The following is a 17,327-nucleotide window of genomic DNA, read 5'->3' as shown; positions in this document are numbered from 1 at the left end:
GCATCACTCGTCAAGCAATCTGTATATTTCCTCAATTACCTATTCCTAAACATAAATCCCTCTACCTCATTATGGAAAATGCCTCCTTTTCAAGACGTAAATTCATTCAGACCGCGGCTACTGGCGCGGCTGTGTTGGGGCTTCCCACGATTATTCCGAGCCGGGCGTTCGGCGCCAACGACCGCCTTCGTGTAGCTGTGATCGGTATCAATGGTCGTGGAAAAGATCACATCGCCGGTTTCTCGAAACTCGACAACGTAGACGTGGCTACCCTCTGTGACGTCGATGACGTTGTGCTCAGACAGGGTGCGGCTGACTTTGAGAAAAAATATAATCGGAAGGTGAAAATGGAAGGCGATCTGCGGAAAGTCTACGACGACAAAGACATCGACGCCGTGAGTATTGCGACGCCCAACCACTGGCATGCGCTGGCGGCGATCTGGGCCTGTCAGGCTGGTAAAGACGTGTACGTGGAGAAGCCGGGTTGCCATAACCTGTTTGAAGGGCGGAAGCTGATCGAGGCGGCGACCAAATACAACCGGATTGTGCAGCACGGCGTGCAGCTGCGGAGTTCGGTGGCCATTCAGGAAGCCATTAAGCACCTGCGCGACGGGCTCATCGGCAAGGTGTACATGGCTCGTGGCACGGTTTATAAATGGCGGGCTGATATTGGCAATCTGGGTAACTCGCCTGTACCGGAAGGATTAAACTGGGATCTATGGCAGGGGCCAGCTCAGGCGCGCGAGTTCAGTAAAAACTACGTGCACTATAACTGGCACTGGTTCTGGGACTACGGCAACGGCGACATCGGTAACCAGGGCATCCACGAAACCGACCTCTGCATGTGGGGCCTCGACGTAGGACTACCCGAAAAGATTACGTCGGCGGGTGGTAAATTCCTCTGGAACGACTGCAAGGAAACCCCCGAAGTGTTGACGTCGACCTATCACTACCCCAAGCAGGGTAAAATCATCGAATTCGAGGTACGTCCCTGGATGACCAATAAAGAGGATGGCGTTGAAGTAGGCAATATTTTCTACGGCGACAAGGGTTACATGGTCATCAACGGTTACAACGATTACAAGACGTACCTGGGTCGTAACCGCGAGCCTGGCCCCGCCCGGAACGCGGGTGGCGATCACTACAAAAACTTCGCCGACGCCGCGCGTGCCCGTGACAAGAAGCTGCTGAACGGTCCCGTTGAAACGGCGCACCTGGCCTCGTCGCTGGCGCACCTTGGCAACATTGCGTACCGCCTGGGCCGCACCCTTGACTTTGATCCGCAGAAAGAAATGTTTGTCGGCGACAAGCAGGCCAACGCCATGCTGACCCGCAAATACAGAGCACCTTACGTCATTCCAACAAACGTTTAATTTGAGAAAGAGTCACTAAGTGGTCATCAGGCTGCGCTGTCATTGATAGTCATTAAGTGAACAAACAATGACCATCAATGACAGCGCAGCCTGATGACCACTTAATGACGCGCAGCCTAATGACTTTAAGATTATGATTTCTACGCCTGCCTCGTCGCGTCAGTATCTGTTTCAGTTGCCTGTTCTGGTGGCTGCTTTGGGCTATTTCGTCGATATGTATGACCTGTTCCTGTTCAGTGTCGTGCGGGTGCCAAGCCTCAAAGCATTAGGCGTTACGGGTGAACAGCTCTTGCCCGAAGGTGTTTTTCTGCTCAATATGCAGCTGGCCGGTTTGGTGATCGGCGGTGTTTTGTGGGGCATCCTGGGCGATAAACGGGGTCGGTTGTCCGTCCTTTTTGGTTCAATTCTACTGTATTCCCTGGCCAATATTGCCAACGGACTGGTTACCAACCTGACCCAATACGCCGTGTTACGTTTCGTGGCAGGCATTGGTCTGGCTGGTGAATTGGGGGCGGGTATTACGCTGGTTGCCGAGATCTTGCCCAGGCAGTTACGGAGTTACGGCTCCATTCTGGTGGCTACACTGGGTGTGCTGGGTGCCATTACCGCCTATTTCGTGGCCGATCTGTTCGCCTGGCGGATGTCGTATTACGTAGGCGGTGGACTGGGGCTATTATTGCTGGGGCTAAGGGTCAATGTGTTTGAGTCGGGTCTGTACGAGAACCTGAAAAGCCAGCACGTTGAGCGGGGGAACTTCCTGAACTTAGTTACCAGTTCACAAAGCCTGAAAAAGTACCTGCTGGCCATTGTGATGGGTGTTCCACTTTGGTTCGTCGTCGGTATCCTGATCACGTTCTCGCCGGAGTTTGGACGCGCAGCCGGGCTCATTGAGCCAGTCATTGCGGGCAAAGCGGTCATGGTGGCTTTCGCCGGGCAGTCTGTCGGCGATATTGTGAGTGGCCTGATCAGTCAGCGGTGGCAGAGCCGGAAGAAGGCGATCCGGCTCTTTATCCTGCTCTCGTTCGCCATGATGCTGGCCTATCTGTTGCTGCCAATCAGCAGTACCGGTCAGTTCTACGTGTTGTGCGCCTGTCTGGGTTTCTGCAACGGCTACTGGACGCTATTTATCATTCTGGCCGCCGAGCTTTTCGGAACCAATGTGCGCGCAACCGTAGCAACGTCCGTCCCCAATTTTGTGCGGGGAGCCACCGTGCCGCTTACCTGGTTGTTCGTGGCGCTCAAACCGTCTCTTGGGCTAACGTATGGGCCGCTACTCATCGGCGCAGGCGTAGTACTTTGCTCGTTGCTGGCCTTGAATTTCCTGGAAGAGACCTTTTCGAAAGATATGAATTATGTAGAGCAGTAACGTTAGGTGTTACGTCCTTTTTTGTTGATAGCCAGTTAATTAGCGTTTAATGGATTGCGGACCTTTTAATAAAGGGAGCCACCAGGTTTAGGGGAATAAGGGATACCTTTCGTTGAACGGCCTACGCATGGCCGTCTCTAACCCAAATCAAAGAACACGATGAAAACGCTTAACTGTCGCGATGCAGGCTTCGACTGCAATGCCAAAATTCAGGCCGACACCGAGGAGGAGATCCTGGCTCAGGCTGCCGATCACGCCAGTTCCGTTCATGGAGTGACCGTTACGCCAGAATTGGCCGAAGGCCTAAAATCGCTGATTCATGAAGAGGCCTGACGGACCGGCTAGCCAACGCCCAGGCTGACAGCACACGGTAGCGCATGGCCCGGCAAACTGAATGTTCCGGGCCATGCGCTACCAGGCTTTTACACCTAATGCTGTGGGTCAGGCTATGGGCCGGCGAAAGACGCGCTCCATCGCCTGATTTTTGTTGATTTCCAGCAGGAAAGGCTACTTTTACCATACGACTTCATCGCTCTCAAAACTTCGTATGCGCGTAGCCATTTATCTGCTTCATTACCTTTCTGTCGTTGTTTGCCTCTCTTTTGGCGTTTTCTTACCGCCGCGATCTGCCTGGGCTCAACCAAAAGCACGTCTTCCCACCAACTTCGATCTGGTGGAGGCTACGATCAGCGACATTCATACCGCTTTCCGCAATGGGTCGCTTACCAGTGAACAGCTGGTTCAGGCGTATCTGGAACGCATTCGGGCGTACGACCAGCCCACCAAACTCAACTCGATCATTCTTGTTAATGCCGAAGCCATCGCCACGGCCCGGGCACTGGATGCTGAGTTTCGCAAAACCGGTAAACTGCGACCGCTGCAGGGTATTCCGGTGATCGTGAAAGACAATTTCAACACCAGGGGATTGCAGACAACGGGCGGCTCTATTGCGCTAAGAGGGTTTGTTCCGGGCGAAGATGCGTACCAGGTTCAGCAACTGAAAGAGGCGGGGGCGATCGTGCTGGCCAAATCGAACATGGCCGAATGGGCGTTCACGCCGATGCATTCGCAGAGTTCGATGGCCGGCGAAACGCTGAATCCGTACAATCTCGCCTACGTACCCGCAGGGTCGAGCGGTGGAACGGCGGCAGCGGTGGCGGCTAATCTGGGAACGGTCGGTTTGGGATCAGATACCGGTAATTCGATCCGTGGCCCATCGTCGCATAATGCGCTGGTGGGCTTTCGTACATCGCTCGGGCTAGTAAGTCGATATGGCATCATTCCGTTGTATTCGCGCAATGACGTGGGCGGACCGATGTGTCGCACGGTCGAAGACGCGGTACGATTACTCGAAGTAACAGCCGGTTATGATCCACATGATCCCATTACCAAAAACAGTCAGGGGTACGTACCGAAGAGCTATACCCAGTTCCTGAAGAAAGACGGGTTGAAAGGCGCTCGAATCGGTGTCATGCGTCAGCTCACGGAAAAGAACATTCACCCCGAGATCAAAGCGCTCTTCGATAAAGCGGTCGCCGATCTGACCCGTGCCGGCGCCACGGTTGTTGACGTCACCATTCCCGATTTCGATTCGCTCCGCGCCAACCAGTGGTGCGCTGATTTTCGGACTGACCTGGAAACGTACCTGCGGACGTTCGTGAAACGCGATACATTGAAAACGCTCGAAGATGTCATCCGTGTGGGTGGCTATTCCGATATTGTGCGTGATCGACTAACCTACCAGCAAACGCATACGGGCCGACCTGTTCATCCTGAAATACCTTGTGGCGATGCGTTTACCGACCCGCTCCGAATCGCATTCAGAAAGGGCGTTGAAGCTGAAATGAACCGGCTTAAGGTGGACGCGCTCATTTACCCAAGCTGGAACTACCCACCCGCGCTGGTTGGTGACGCAAAAGGGTACAAAGGCGATAACAGTCAGCTAATTGCCCCCGCTACAGGACTGCCTGCGTTCACCATCCCGATGGGCTACACCACCGGCGACTTACCCGCGGGCCTTCAGTTCCTGGGCCGATTATTCGACGAGCCAACCCTCATTCGGTTAACGTACAGCTACGAACAGGCAACGCATCACCGGATTCCCCCGAAACGGTTTGTGGCGCTTGGGCAGTAAATTGGCTGCTTCGCGTTATGCTGCTTCATGCTGTAGGTTGCCCCGTTGTCACCCTGAGCCTGTCGGGGATCGCAGCGGCGAACCGGCCTAGTCGAAGTGCCTAGCGTCAGCAACCTACAGTATGAACTATCAAATAAAACTACCTTACCAACGTACCCAGCCTTACCATCATTTCATCATACCCCATCCTCAATGAATTGCTTTACATCGCGGTCGATGAGCGTAGCCATAAGCCTCATCATGTTCTTAGGGTCAATCCCTGTAAACGGGCAGGCTTTTACCAACGCCGAGATTACCCGCTGGCAGCAACGGGCGAAACAGGTTACCATCACCCGCGATACCTGGGGTGTGCCGCATATTTACGGAAAGACAGATGCCGACGTAGTGTTTGGCCTCCTGTTCACGCAGTGTGAAGACGATTTCGGCCGAGTCGAAGAAAACTACATCACGTCGATTGGTCGATTAGCCGAGATAGAAGGCGAGTCGGCACTGTATCACGACCTGCGGGCCCGGCTGTTTATGGATTCGGCCCAGGCCGTGGCGATCTATAAAAAAAGCCCGGTCTGGATGAAGCAATTGCTGGATGCCTTTGCCGATGGGGCGAACTACTACCTCTTCACCCATCCGGCCGTGACGCCGAAACTCATCAAACGCTTCCAGCCCTGGATGCCACTGCTCTTCAGCGAAGGCAGCATTGGTGGCAACATTAGCGTAGTGTCCATCGAACGGTTGAAGGCATTGTATGAGCAGCGCAAATCGACGTCGTTCAATAGCAGCGTCGACCATTATGAGCGCGAATCGATTGGCTCGAATGGATTCGCCATTGCACCGTCGAAGAGTGCAACGAAAAATGCCTTACTGCTGATCAATCCACACACCTCGTTCTATTTCCGGTCGGAGGTGCACATGGTCAGCCAGGCGGGGCTGAACGCATACGGAGCTGTTACCTGGGGGCAATTCTTTGTCTATCAGGGCTTCAACGAAAACTGCGGCTGGATGCACACGTCGAGTTACGCCGATTCGATGGACGAGTACCTGGAAACCATCGAGAAGAAAGGCAACGACCTCTACTACAAACACGGTACAACGCTCAAGCCCGTTCGGACCCAGAAAGTGCGCCTGCCGTACAAGTCGGGCAGTGGAATTCAGTACAAAGAGTTTACCATGTATTTCACACAGCACGGGCCCATTGCCGGCGAGAAAGACGGGAAATGGATCGCCATCGACATGATGAATACGCCACTGAACGCCCTCTCACAATCGTATCTGCGGACAAAAGCGAAGGATTACGCGACCTACAAGGACGTGATGAAGCTGAATGGAAACGCCTCGAACAATACCGTTTTTGCGGATCGGAACGGGACGATCGCCTACTGGCACGGCAACTTCATGCCTCGTCGCGACCCCAAATTCAACTGGGATCAGCCCGTTGATGGCAGCAATCCCGAAACAGACTGGAAAGGACTGCACCCGATCGACGACATTGTGCAGGTACGTAACCCGGCAACAGGCTGGATTCAGAACTGCAATTCAACGCCCTTCACCGTGTCGGGAACCAGCAGCCCCGACCCCAAAAAATACCCCGCCTACATGGCACCCGACGCCGAAAATTACCGGGGTATCAACGCCGACCGGGTGCTGAGCCACAAGACCCTGTTCACGCTCGATACGCTGATCGCCGCCGCCAATGACCCGCATCTGGCTGCTTTCGACGATTTGTTACCGCCTTTGCTCAACGCCTACCAGACCGTTTCCGGCAACGTTGAAAACCAGTCGAAAGACCTTACTGAGGCTATACAGGTGTTGAAAGACTGGGACAGAGGCTACGGAAAGACCTCCGTTGGACAGACGCTGGCGATCATGTGGGGCGAAAAAATCCAGCGCCTGGCTCGTAGCCGTGCTGCCGCCGACCAGCGATTCGATAACCTGGGGCTTAGTGCATTCACGAACGAAAAAACGTCTGCGCAGGAAAAAGTAACGGCTCTGGCCGAGGTGCTGAAAGACCTGACCCGTGACTTTGGCACCTGGAAAACACCCTGGGGGGCGATCAATCGCTACCAGCGCCTGACCGGTAAAACGCAGGAAACCTACGACGACAACCAGCCGAGCATTCCCGTTGGCTTTACGTCATCGGCCTGGGGTTCGCTGGCGGCGTTCGCAGCCCGAACGTACCCAGGAACGAAGAAGCGGTATGGCAGCGTCGGCAATAGTTTTGTGGCCGTGGTTGAGTTTGGCAAACGCGTAAAAGCGCGGTCGGTGGTGACGGGTGGCCAAAGCAGCCGACCCGGCGAAAAACACTTCACTGACCAGGCGCCGCTCTACTGCGAAGGGGAATTCAAGGACGTGCTATTCTACCCCGAAGACATCCAGAAACACATTGAGAAGACGTATCATCCGGGAGAGAAGTAGGCGGTATTAGTGTAATGGGTTAGAAATAAGTTGCTTATTTCTTTTTAGCGCGATTTGGTCAATGATTATCATGGGTGTTACGTGAGCCTCAAAAATTGCTTTGCGCTGTAGTATAGCTTGCGAAGCTATACTACAGCGCAAAGCAATAGGCACGCGAAAGCAATGCGCCAACAACAAGAAAATCCATTCCTGCTATGAATCCATCAAAACCCACCCCTAAATCCGTTGACGAATACTTGTACGACTTTCCAGAGGCTGTTCAGTATTTGCTGGAAGAGCTGAGGCAGGCTATAAGAGAGGCCGCCCCGGAGGCGGTAGAAACGATCAGCTACCAGATGCCGGCGTTCATGCTGCATGGTAAACTGGTCTATTTTGCGGGCTACAAAAACCACATCGGCTTCTACCCAACAGCATCGGGCATCACCGCTTTCAAAGACGAGTTGTCCACGTACAACTGCACGAAAGGCACAGTCCAGTTCCCCCTCGACAAGCCGCTCCCCCTCGACCTGATCACCCGCATTGTCAAATTCAGGGTGCAGGAAAACCTGGCAAAAGCGTTGGCGAAAAAGGGGACGCGGCTGTAAGGGACTGAAAGCGATTGCCACGGTATAATGGAAATGGATTTAAACAGATCTGTTCTGCTTTATTCGATTAATCCGTGTACTACTAATCCGTGGCAATCGTTTTCAATCCCGTACAGCCGCGTCCCCTTCAGATCGTTAGTCCATTACCGCGTAACGGCTACTCCTCTGATTTTCCGAATGACGAACGGCACACAGACGTCTGTTGGGCAAGTACAACTGGTTGGCAGGAGCATGACGGTGACGTCGGTATAGCAGCCTGAACTGTTTGTAACCCGAACCGTATACGCCTGCGCCACCACCGGGTTCGCCAGCGTACTTGCAATGAGTCCATTGGCAGGAATTGGCTGCGCTGTGCCCGACAGTGAGTTTGCCGGGTCGAAGGTCATGCCGAGTGAGTATTGATACGTATGGGTGGCGTTGAACCCGCTCAACCCGATCTGCCCGTTCGACTGAGCACTGTTACTGATGCAGGTAGCGGGAATCGCCGCTGCTACAAAGACGGGCAAGGTATCCGCTTCCACGATAAAGGGGCAGCAGGAGAAATTGGGGCATTGACCTCCCGCGTTATCGATACCCAGACTGTATGAGCCAGGGGCACTGACGGCCAACTCATTGGTCGTCTGGCCCTGGATCGGCACGCCATCTTTAAACCAGCGGTAACTGGCGCTTCCCGCCGGAACAGACAGGATATATTCGTCGCCGGGGCAAAGCTTAACGGGAATAGACGTACAAACCCGGAGCGTATCGCCGGGAATACTGACCGTGTTATACAGAATGCCCGACCCGTCGACCACGGCTTGAAACGTCAGGCTGAGGCTTTGACCGGCACTAAGACTGGCAATAAACCAGCTGTTGGGCGTTCCCTGAGTGAATGTCGTGCCAGCCGGTACTGTGGCTGAATTAGCCAGATAACTCAGGCCCGCCGATGTTGAATCCCGCACGACGACGTTACCGGCCGGTCCGTTACCTGAATTGGTCAATACGATGCTGTACGTAAGCGTGTTGCCCACTCTGGCAATGGAGCGATCGACGAACAGACCCAGCGTTAACGTTGGGGCGATGGCGCGGTAGCCTGCGTCGACACTGCCAACGGTTGCTCCCGAAGTCAACGTTAGTGGACCAGTGATGCCGCTAGCGGGCGCGGCAATCGTGTAGCCAACCGGCGTTGAGAAACGGACCGAGTACGGCTGTCCGGCAGTCAGGCCAGTAAAGCTATACGTACCTGAGGGGCCACTCGTTGTTGATGCGACTGCCAGACTGCTACTGTTCAGCAGCGTGACCACCACACCGGCAATAGGGGTGTCGCCACTGTCGCGAACAGTAGTCGCATTGTTGTCGGCGTACACCGTTCCGGTCAACGTTGCTGGAACCGAAGCCGCTGATGTACAGGAGCTGGGGGCATTATATGTAATTGCCGCCGAACTACAGCCAGGTCCTGTTACAAGGACGGTATGTGTGCCCGTGCCGGACGTCAGGCCTGAAAGGCCAAACGCAACCGATGTTTGCCCCGTGGTGACGGATGCCGTTGTTGAACTGCTTCCATCGCCATCGGTGATGGTCAGCGTACCCGCAACCGCTGAGGTAAGTGAGATTACCCCCGCAAGATCGTACGTGTTCGTAGCGGTGGAACAGGCTCCAGCCGTAACGGCTACAGCCATTGTCTGGGCGTAAGTCGTTACGGTATTGTCACGAATAGAAATCGCTCCGGCAATCGACAAACCGCGACCTTCCAGTGTGGCACCGGTTTGTAGGCTAATGGCTCCATTGGCCAATATAGTGCCTCGGAACGCCGAGCCTGCGCCGAGGTCTACAGCACCGTTCACCTGAAAATAAACGTCGTTGAGGCAGGCTCCATTCGTTAGGTTGATGGTCGATCCGGCAGCAGTAGTGAGGGCGCTGTTGAGCTTGATGATATACGTACCCGGGCCGTTTAGGGTCAATGTTCCCACTAGAGACGATGCGGCCGCCGTTGTCTGGCAATAAACCCCCGCCGTAAGTGTCTGACCATTGCCCAGAATAGGGCTGATCAAGGTGCTACAGGTAACCGAAGTCAGGGCGTTGTAAGCGGTCGCCACGTCTAACGCTGCCTGAGTTGCCTGGGTACTGCCCGGCAGCCGAACTTGACCCGTTACCGTGCCCGGCGGAAACGCGTTAAATGCGCCTACACGCGTACCAACATCACCCGTTACAACGGCGGCCGCCCCCGTGCTGTTGAAGGCACCATTGGCGGTAAACAAGGCAAACGTAGAGGCGGTGCCAAGACTTGGGGCTTGTCCAAAACCAGTGATTGGTAAGACCAGTAAAAGAACATAGACAATCAACGGAAGTAGTTCTTTCTTCATGAGAACAGGTGTAGTAAGCAGCTTGCCTACAGTGTAGAGAGTGAATGGCTTGTGGTTAATTGAGACCCCATGTAGCCTGTGAGCCTGTGGTTCGGACGGTACGCCGAGAGCAGGAAAGAATAATCAGTAGCCCGACAAAAAGGCCTGATAGGCTCGTGCTGAACGACGACTGTTGGAATGAATTAAGAGGGAAATAGCTAAGTGCCGGAAAGGGCAGATAGTCATGCAGAAGCCATGGGTCGATTGGATCGATCGATGTACTTATCGATGATCGGTAGTCCGTAGGGTGCGCTGCCAGAGTAGCCTGTTTCTTCTGTCTCTGGTAACCTTTCTTTTTGGCGAAACTTGGAGTCTGGTCACCGAAATAGCTACGGTGAACGCGTATGACGCCTAAGAAGCTGGAAGCTAAAAACTGGCAATGAAAGGATTGATTAGTCAGCTAAGCCGGTAGGAGCAAGTGACTAAGCTTCCTTATCGGGTGATCCTGACAAAAGTCAAGCCAGACTATTTTTTGATTAGGATACGGTACCTTTTTGTGATTTTTCGCTTGCTTTCAGGTGAATCTAGCTCAGGGTATCCGGTTTGCTCCTAAAAAAAATCGACTAATTACCGTGCCACTTTTGTCGCGGAAGCCACCATAAGTTTGCTAACTTTATGGAAAGTATACTAATGTTTCCGCCTGGCGTGCCTTGATTTGGCGTGTGGTTATAGTGCCTCTAAAAGTACTGGTCGCGGCGAAGGCGAGTGATCGAACGGCCCCTCGGGTCGGGTAATACACGCCAGGCTGGCCCGGTGAGCCAATTATTTTGTTATCCTATCATACAGTACCGACGTGTTCTGTTTTACCCCAACGTTACGAGTATGGATAAGTCCCCAAAAAGCGACAGCAGGCCCAGTGATGCGGCTGAGCAGCACGCTGAAAATAAGCCGATGAGTGGCGAACGCCCTGGTCAAGGAACAGAGATGGCAGCAGATCATTACGACCCTCAGGGTAAACCAGACCGAACCGTCGGACCGCTTGACAAGCGCCCACTAACCGCCCCCGATACCATTGGTGCGAAAGACAGAAACCCCGTGCTGGCCCAGCCACCCGAAGCCTTTACCGGTCTGAAACTGGGCAAGCCCGCTACGGTAGCGGCTGGCGTAACGGCCGTGCTGAAGTCGATGGCGTTTTCGTGGGGCGAAGCGGGCGTTGGTCGTGGTACCCACGCCTTGCTGAAACTAAATCAGAAAGACGGGTTTGACTGCTCGTCCTGCGCCTGGCCCGACCCCGACGATCATCGGTCGGTGGCGGAGTTCTGCGAAAACGGCGCTAAAGCAACGGCCTCCGACGCCGACACCCGCCGCGCCGATCCCGAGTTTTTCGCTAAACATAGTCTGGTCGACCTGTCACGCATGACCGACCGGGATCTGAACAACGCTGGTCGACTGACGCACCCCATGGTGCTGCGTCCCGGCGCCACGCACTACACGCAGATCAGCTGGCCCGAGGCGTTTCAAGTGGTGGCCGACGAACTGAACGCACTGAAGTCGCCCGATGAAGCGATCTTCTACACGTCGGGAAAAGTGCCGAATGAGCCTGCGTTTCTGTACCAGCTATTCGTCCGTCAGTTCGGGACAAACAACCTGCCCGATTGCTCGAACATGTGCCACGAAAGCAGCGGCTCAGCGTTGAGCCCTACGCTCGGCCTAGGCAAGGGGTCGGTAACGCTCAATGATGTACACGAGGCGGAGGTGATCCTGATTATGGGACAAAATCCGGGGACGAATCATCCCCGGATGCTGAGCGCTTTACAGATTGCCAAGCGGAATGGCGCGAAGATCATTGCCGTGAATCCGTTGTATGAAGCGGGGCTAAGTCATTTCAAGAATCCGCAGGATTTTATGAACCCGATCAAGGCAGTAGGTACGTTACTCGGCCAGGGAACAGCGATCGCCGATCTGCATTTGCAGGTGAAGATCAACGGCGATATGGCGGTGCTGCGGGGTATTATGAAACACCTGATTCGGGCCGAAGAGCTGAACCCGGGCATGGTGATCGATCACGAATTCATTAAAGAGTACACGGCCAACTACGACGAATTCCTGGCTACGATCAGGAATACTAGTTGGGAAGACATTGAAGCGATGAGCGGCCTGACGCGGGAGCAACTGCTCGAAGCGGCCAACATCATTGCGCCCAAACAGAAGCTGATCACCTGTTGGGCCATGGGCCTGACGCAGCAGAAAAATGGCGTCATGACCATTCAGGAGATCGTGAACCTGCACCTGATGAAAGGAGCCGTGGGCAAACCCGGCGCAGGTACGTGTCCGGTGCGTGGCCATTCCAACGTGCAGGGCGACCGCACGATGGGTATCTGGGAGCGTCCTCACAACGAATTTCTGGATGCCCTTCAGAAAGAATACGGGTTCGACCCGCCACGTGAACACGGGCACGATACGGTCGAGTCGATCAAGTGCATGCACGAGGGGAAAAGTAAGGTATTCGTGAGCCTGGGCGGTAACTTCCTGTCGGCATCGCCCGACACTGAGTTTGTGGCCGAGGCCATTCGCAAACAGAGCCTGACGGTGTTTATCAGCACAAAACTGAACCGTGGCCATCTGGTTACGGGAAAGACCTCACTGATGCTTCCCTGCCTGACGCACGTAGACATAGACAGGCAGAAATCGGGGCAGCAGTTTACATCCTGCGAAAACTCGATGGGCGTGGTCAGCCAGAATAAAGGCGTGCTGCAGCCATTGGAAGGCGAGATGCTTAGCGAAGTAGCCATTATTGCCGGCATCGCGATCACTACCCTGGGCGAGAAATCGACGGTTGACTGGGTGGGTTACACGGAGAATTACGACCTGATCCGGGACGCCATTTCCCGCGTGATTCCTGGTTTCGACAAGTTCAACGAGAAGATCAGAAAACCCGGTGGCTTCTACCTGCCAAACGGTCCACGCGAACGAAATTTCACGACCGAAAATGGCAAAGCCAACTTCACGGTGACCGACATGGTGAAACACGACATAGCACCCGGCCAACTGGTGATGATGTCGATTCGGAGCCATGACCAGTTCAATACCACGATTTACGACTACAACGACCGGTATCGGGGCGTGTACGGCGAGCGGCGCGTTATTTTTATGAACGCCGACGACATGAAGGAACGGGGGATTCGGGAGCGTCAACTCGTAAACATCACCAGTCACTTCGAGGGGCAGGAGCGGAAACTGGAACGGTTCGTAGCCGTTACCTACAACATTCCGAAAGGGAATACGGCGGCCTATTACCCTGAAGTAAACCCGCTGGTGCCGGTTGCCAGCGTCGCCTACATCAGCAACACCCCAACTTCGAAGTTCATTATTGTGACGGTAGACCCGGTTGCTGAACAACTGCCCGAAGGCAAGACCGAAGCTGTGCCAATGGAGCTGGCCGCGTAGGTACGTTGCTTGTGGCTTGTATGTGATGGATCTGTGTGGGAGTTGCTTCGCGCTGATCTGTATTGCTGACGCTGCGGTCGAAGGGCCCAGCGTCAGCAATACAGATCAGCGCGAAGCAATACAGTGCGTCAATTCGCTTTCTTATCCCGCCAGACCCGCCAGCCCAGTAACCCCATAGCGAGGGCGCAGATGAACAAGCCACCTGATTCGCGGGCCAGTTCGATATTGACCGTTTTCATACCCATCTCATCGAGCAGAAACCCTTCAAAAGCGGGTGGCCACTGATAGACCGCCGCCGCGCCGTAGATCAGGGCCATTGCGCCGAAAAACCAGGCTTGACCGATTCGCGCAAACGCCATGATACAGGCCATGGCGGCAAAGCCGTAGATCGGAATCCAGACCTGTGGGTCAGGGTCATTGTATTGAACGGCGGCGAACAGCACGAACAACAGGGCGAAGAGCAGCGAGACCGTTTTACGCATGGGGTAAGCGATAGTTTCGTTAATTGCAATAAGCCGCAATGGCACTGGCGGCATCGACGTAGTTGAGCTTCTGTGCCTGCTTGAGGCTAAGACAGGCCGCATCTCGCTGATTGGCTAGTACCTGCGCCAGACCTAGTCCATAAAAAGCTTTGCCAAAGTTGGGGTCGATCGACACACAGGCCTGAAAATCAGCTAAAGCGCCCGGCAGGTCTTTCTCGTTGAATCGCAGATTGCCCCGGTTGTAAAGAGCCAGCGCATTCTTCGGATTCAGCTTGATCGACTGGTCGAAATCAGTGAGAGCGGGTTGGGTCTGGCCCTGAAGGGCGAACAACTGCCCCCGGTTCAGGTACGTTTCAGACGTAGCCGTTTTGGCCGTGTCGGGAGCCAGCCGAATGGCTTCAGAATAATCTTTTAACGCCGCCTGCACATCGCCCTGCGCCGTTTTTAACAAGGCGCGGTTGTAATACGGCCGGTAAAAGTCGGGTTTCAGTTTCAGCGCCTGGTCATAGTCGAGCAGGGCGTTGCTGTATTCTTTCAACTCGAAATACGCCACGCCGCGGGTGTTAAAGGCATCGGCATTGTCGGCGTCGGCTTCAACGGCCTGGTTCAGGGCTGTCAGCGCTTCCCGCGATTTACCTTCCCGCAACAAAGCACGACCCTGGTCGAGGTAATCGTCGGAGGTGGTACAGGCAAACAGAATGACTGATGAAAAGAAAACCGCGAGGGCGGTTTGTCGATGTATGGTGAGCTTACGCATTGATTGGGCTGAAAACGAATGCCGAACGAGACATCCTGCAAAAGTAATGCGTAGCGCTTGTTTCGAGTTCAGTAAGCTGAATTGGCTGGCATAAATGGCGGTCTATTCTAAGCGATCAGCCCTGTAGCACCGAAGCACCAGCTTCGGGAGTCATGGCTAGTTCTACACTCCCGAAGCTGGCGCTTCGGTGCTACAGGGCTGATCGCCTGGTCATGTTGTCAAAGCCTTTGTTAAGCAACCGAATTGACGTTCCGTCAAGGTGAGCGTATGAACGCCATTGGCGTAGGCGTACGAAACTGACGATAGCTGGTCCCAGCCCCTACTGTTCGTCTTCAACCAGGCCATTCAGAACGTTATTCCTGATCAATAAACGAAGGAACGGCCAATTCTGGAAAGGTTGGGGAAAGGGAAGCGACTTACCGCGACTGATAATCGTCAAGGATACCCTGCATCATCCAGCTAGCCAGGGCCAGCCGGTTGGAGGCCAGTAAAAACCGCCGCTGATCGAGCCGATTCTGAATGTTGCCCAGTTCAATGAAAACGGTAGGCGGGTGGCTGTTTTTTACCACATACAGTGTGTTGCGGGTCGAGACCTTACCGGAGTAGGGGCGGGCGGGCTGATGCCGTTTGTAGTTGGCCTGGAACCGCTGGTGAATGTGTTTGGCCAGCCGCTTCCCGACCGGGCTATGGCTGTGGTGATAAAAGAAAACGTCGATGGTCTGCCCCTGGCTACGGCTATCCACGTGGATGGTGATGAACCGTTGATAGGCCGCTTTATGGCTGGCATACAGCTTGTTGACGGCTGCGGTGGTTTGATCGAGTCGGGCTGTCTGGTTCAACGGAATGGCCTGATGCGGGTAGGCCACTTCGTCGTGATCGAGCTTCAACACGGCGTCATCCCGAATGCCGTCGTTGGGGTCCTGCACCAGCATAAACACCGTAGCGCCTTGTTTCTTCAATAAATCGGCTAGCCGGATGGTCACGTCATAGGCGTATTCATCTTCGGGCAAAAGGGATTTGCCAAACTTTCCGATCGCTCCGGGGTCAGGTCCGCCGTGGCCTGAAGCCAGGTAGAAAACGGTACCACCGAGCGGTAACCGATTCAATACGGCGGGTGAAACAGCTTTCGCTGCTTTCTTGGTTACAACTGCTTTTTTGATAATGACCCGTTTACCTGCGCCGGCTTTCTGACGTTTACCAGGCCGCTTCGTTGTTCGCACTACCACACGTCGGGTGTGCGAACCCGTTTTGCTGCGAGGTTTAGATTGGCTGACCGCGTTGCTGAATGGCAACATTCCGATGAGCAGTAGGCAGATAAAGGCGGTGAGATGACTTGGCAAAGCGCTGGTAAACTGTAAGTTGGCTAGTGGTTGTCTGCTGAAAATAAGCAGGGTAACGCTGCAAAAATAGGACAAATCGAAGCGGTCGCCAAGTCGCGGGCTAAGGCAGGCTATGTATGGGTAGTTGATCAGGGATTGAGGAGCTAGTGGCGGCTAATTATCCATGATCATACCAGTTGACTGCTGGCGTAGGGCATTCCGGTGGGGCTACACCGATACCATCACCCCACTAACCCTTTGCGGTATCCCGTCGGCGTCTGTCCCGTGATGGATTTGAACGTTTTGTTGAAGTGCGACAGGTTCGTATAGCCTACGTCGGCGCTGATAGCGGCAATGGTCTGATTGGTGTGGAGCCGCCGCCGCGCCTGATTAATGCGGTACTCATTCACGAAATCGGAAAACGTCAGATGGGTCATACGCTTGAAATAGCGACAAAAGGCGGGGACAGTCAGGTTAGCCAGGTCAGACACCGTTCTCAGGTCGATCGGCTCCGCATGATGATCCGCCACGTAGCTGTAAATCCGGTTGATGCGCTGCTCTTCCTTCGGGTCAACGGTGAATTGAATGCCATCGGCCTGGAGTGGCTCTACGTCTGTGGCCTGGCCTAATTTCTGAAACACGCTCAACAGGGAAAGCAGGCGATCGAAGCCGGTTTGGCTGGCCAGTTGAACCAGCAGCGGACCAACAAGTTGTTTGGTAGCTGTCCCAAAAACCAGGCCCTGACTGGCGCGATTAAACAGCCGTTTAACGGCCTCCATTTCAGGCCTTTGAAGAAACTCTTCGCCCATGAAATCGTCGCGCAACTGAACGACCACCTCTTCATAGTCACCCTCTTTGTCGTAACTGAAATTCAGGTGCGGAATATTAGGGCCGATGAAGATTAACTCGCCCTCCTCATAGTTCGAGACATGCTGGCCAACGTGCCGTCGCCCGTTGCCTTCAGGGATGTAAACAATCTCGTATTCAGGGTGATAATGCCAGTATACCCAGCATGTTTGCGGGGTGGTGAGATGCACCACTTTAAACGAACTATCTGGCTCCGGCTCTATTTTCTCGAACTGTAAACGCATGGCTTGGGAAGGTGATGAATTAGTAAAGTTGTTTGTGCTAAGCA

At 54.3% G+C, this 17,327-nt stretch carries 12 protein-coding genes; 7 read left to right on the top strand and 5 right to left on the bottom strand.

The genetic code is table 11. From position 1 onward, the window contains the following. Positions 1–71: 71 nt before the first annotated feature. The 6 genes from ACAW75_RS20745 (at position 72) to ACAW75_RS20720 (ending at position 7,866) form a co-directional block, all read left to right on the top strand. Positions 72–1,373 (top strand): Gfo/Idh/MocA family protein, encoded by a 1,302-nt coding sequence (locus ACAW75_RS20745; RefSeq protein WP_370730668.1) that lies wholly within the window; start codon positions 72–74, stop codon positions 1,371–1,373. 133 nt (positions 1,374–1,506) lie between these two features. Then, positions 1,507–2,739: an MFS transporter gene (locus ACAW75_RS20740; RefSeq protein ID WP_370730667.1), complete on the top strand. Its 1,233-nt coding sequence runs from the start codon at positions 1,507–1,509 to the stop codon at positions 2,737–2,739. Between the two features lie 159 nt (positions 2,740–2,898). After that, positions 2,899–3,072: a DUF1059 domain-containing protein gene (locus ACAW75_RS20735; RefSeq protein ID WP_370730666.1), complete on the top strand. Its 174-nt coding sequence runs from the start codon at positions 2,899–2,901 to the stop codon at positions 3,070–3,072. Positions 3,073–3,286: 214 nt separating this feature from the next. Continuing rightward, complete coding sequence (locus ACAW75_RS20730) at positions 3,287–4,873, top strand: amidase (RefSeq protein WP_370730665.1); 1,587 nt, start codon at positions 3,287–3,289, stop codon at positions 4,871–4,873. Between the two features lie 216 nt (positions 4,874–5,089). Continuing rightward, the gene (locus ACAW75_RS20725; RefSeq protein ID WP_370730725.1) at positions 5,090–7,282 is read left to right on the top strand and encodes a penicillin acylase family protein; all 2,193 of its coding nucleotides are present in this window, start codon (positions 5,090–5,092) and stop codon (positions 7,280–7,282) included. A gap of 194 nt (positions 7,283–7,476) precedes the next feature. Further along, a complete protein-coding gene (locus tag ACAW75_RS20720) occupies positions 7,477–7,866 on the top strand; it encodes an iron chaperone (protein WP_370730664.1) in 390 nt (129 codons plus the stop codon). 143 nt (positions 7,867–8,009) lie between these two features. Here the strand turns inward: ACAW75_RS20720 and ACAW75_RS20715 are convergent, their stop codons facing one another. Further along, the gene (locus ACAW75_RS20715; protein WP_370730663.1) at positions 8,010–10,208 is read right to left on the bottom strand and encodes an ice-binding family protein; all 2,199 of its coding nucleotides are present in this window, start codon (positions 10,206–10,208) and stop codon (positions 8,010–8,012) included. A gap of 861 nt (positions 10,209–11,069) precedes the next feature. Between ACAW75_RS20715 and ACAW75_RS20710 the strand changes: the two genes are divergently transcribed. Beyond that, positions 11,070–13,634: an FdhF/YdeP family oxidoreductase gene (locus tag ACAW75_RS20710; RefSeq protein ID WP_370730662.1), complete on the top strand. Its 2,565-nt coding sequence runs from the start codon at positions 11,070–11,072 to the stop codon at positions 13,632–13,634. Positions 13,635–13,762: 128 nt separating this feature from the next. Here the strand turns inward: ACAW75_RS20710 and ACAW75_RS20705 are convergent, their stop codons facing one another. The 4 genes from ACAW75_RS20705 to ACAW75_RS20690 all read right to left on the bottom strand — a co-directional run bounded on the left by ACAW75_RS20705 (position 13,763) and on the right by ACAW75_RS20690 (position 17,283). After that, complete coding sequence (locus ACAW75_RS20705; RefSeq protein ID WP_370730661.1) at positions 13,763–14,116, bottom strand: transmembrane 220 family protein; 354 nt, start codon at positions 14,114–14,116, stop codon at positions 13,763–13,765. A gap of 19 nt (positions 14,117–14,135) precedes the next feature. Continuing rightward, complete coding sequence (locus ACAW75_RS20700) at positions 14,136–14,873, bottom strand: tetratricopeptide repeat protein (RefSeq protein ID WP_370730660.1); 738 nt, start codon at positions 14,871–14,873, stop codon at positions 14,136–14,138. A 416-nt stretch (positions 14,874–15,289) separates the two neighbouring features. Continuing rightward, the gene (locus ACAW75_RS20695) at positions 15,290–16,213 is read right to left on the bottom strand and encodes an N-acetylmuramoyl-L-alanine amidase family protein (protein ID WP_370730659.1); all 924 of its coding nucleotides are present in this window, start codon (positions 16,211–16,213) and stop codon (positions 15,290–15,292) included. A gap of 221 nt (positions 16,214–16,434) precedes the next feature. Continuing rightward, positions 16,435–17,283: an AraC family transcriptional regulator gene (locus ACAW75_RS20690; RefSeq protein WP_370730658.1), complete on the bottom strand. Its 849-nt coding sequence runs from the start codon at positions 17,281–17,283 to the stop codon at positions 16,435–16,437. Between the last annotated feature and the right edge of the window lie 44 nt (positions 17,284–17,327).

The organism is Fibrella arboris, from assembly GCF_041321095.1.
Taxonomy (GTDB): Bacteria; Bacteroidota; Bacteroidia; order Cytophagales; family Spirosomataceae; genus Fibrella; species Fibrella arboris.
Note: the sequence above shows the minus strand (reverse complement) of the source record. Positions and strands in the feature narration are given on the sequence as shown.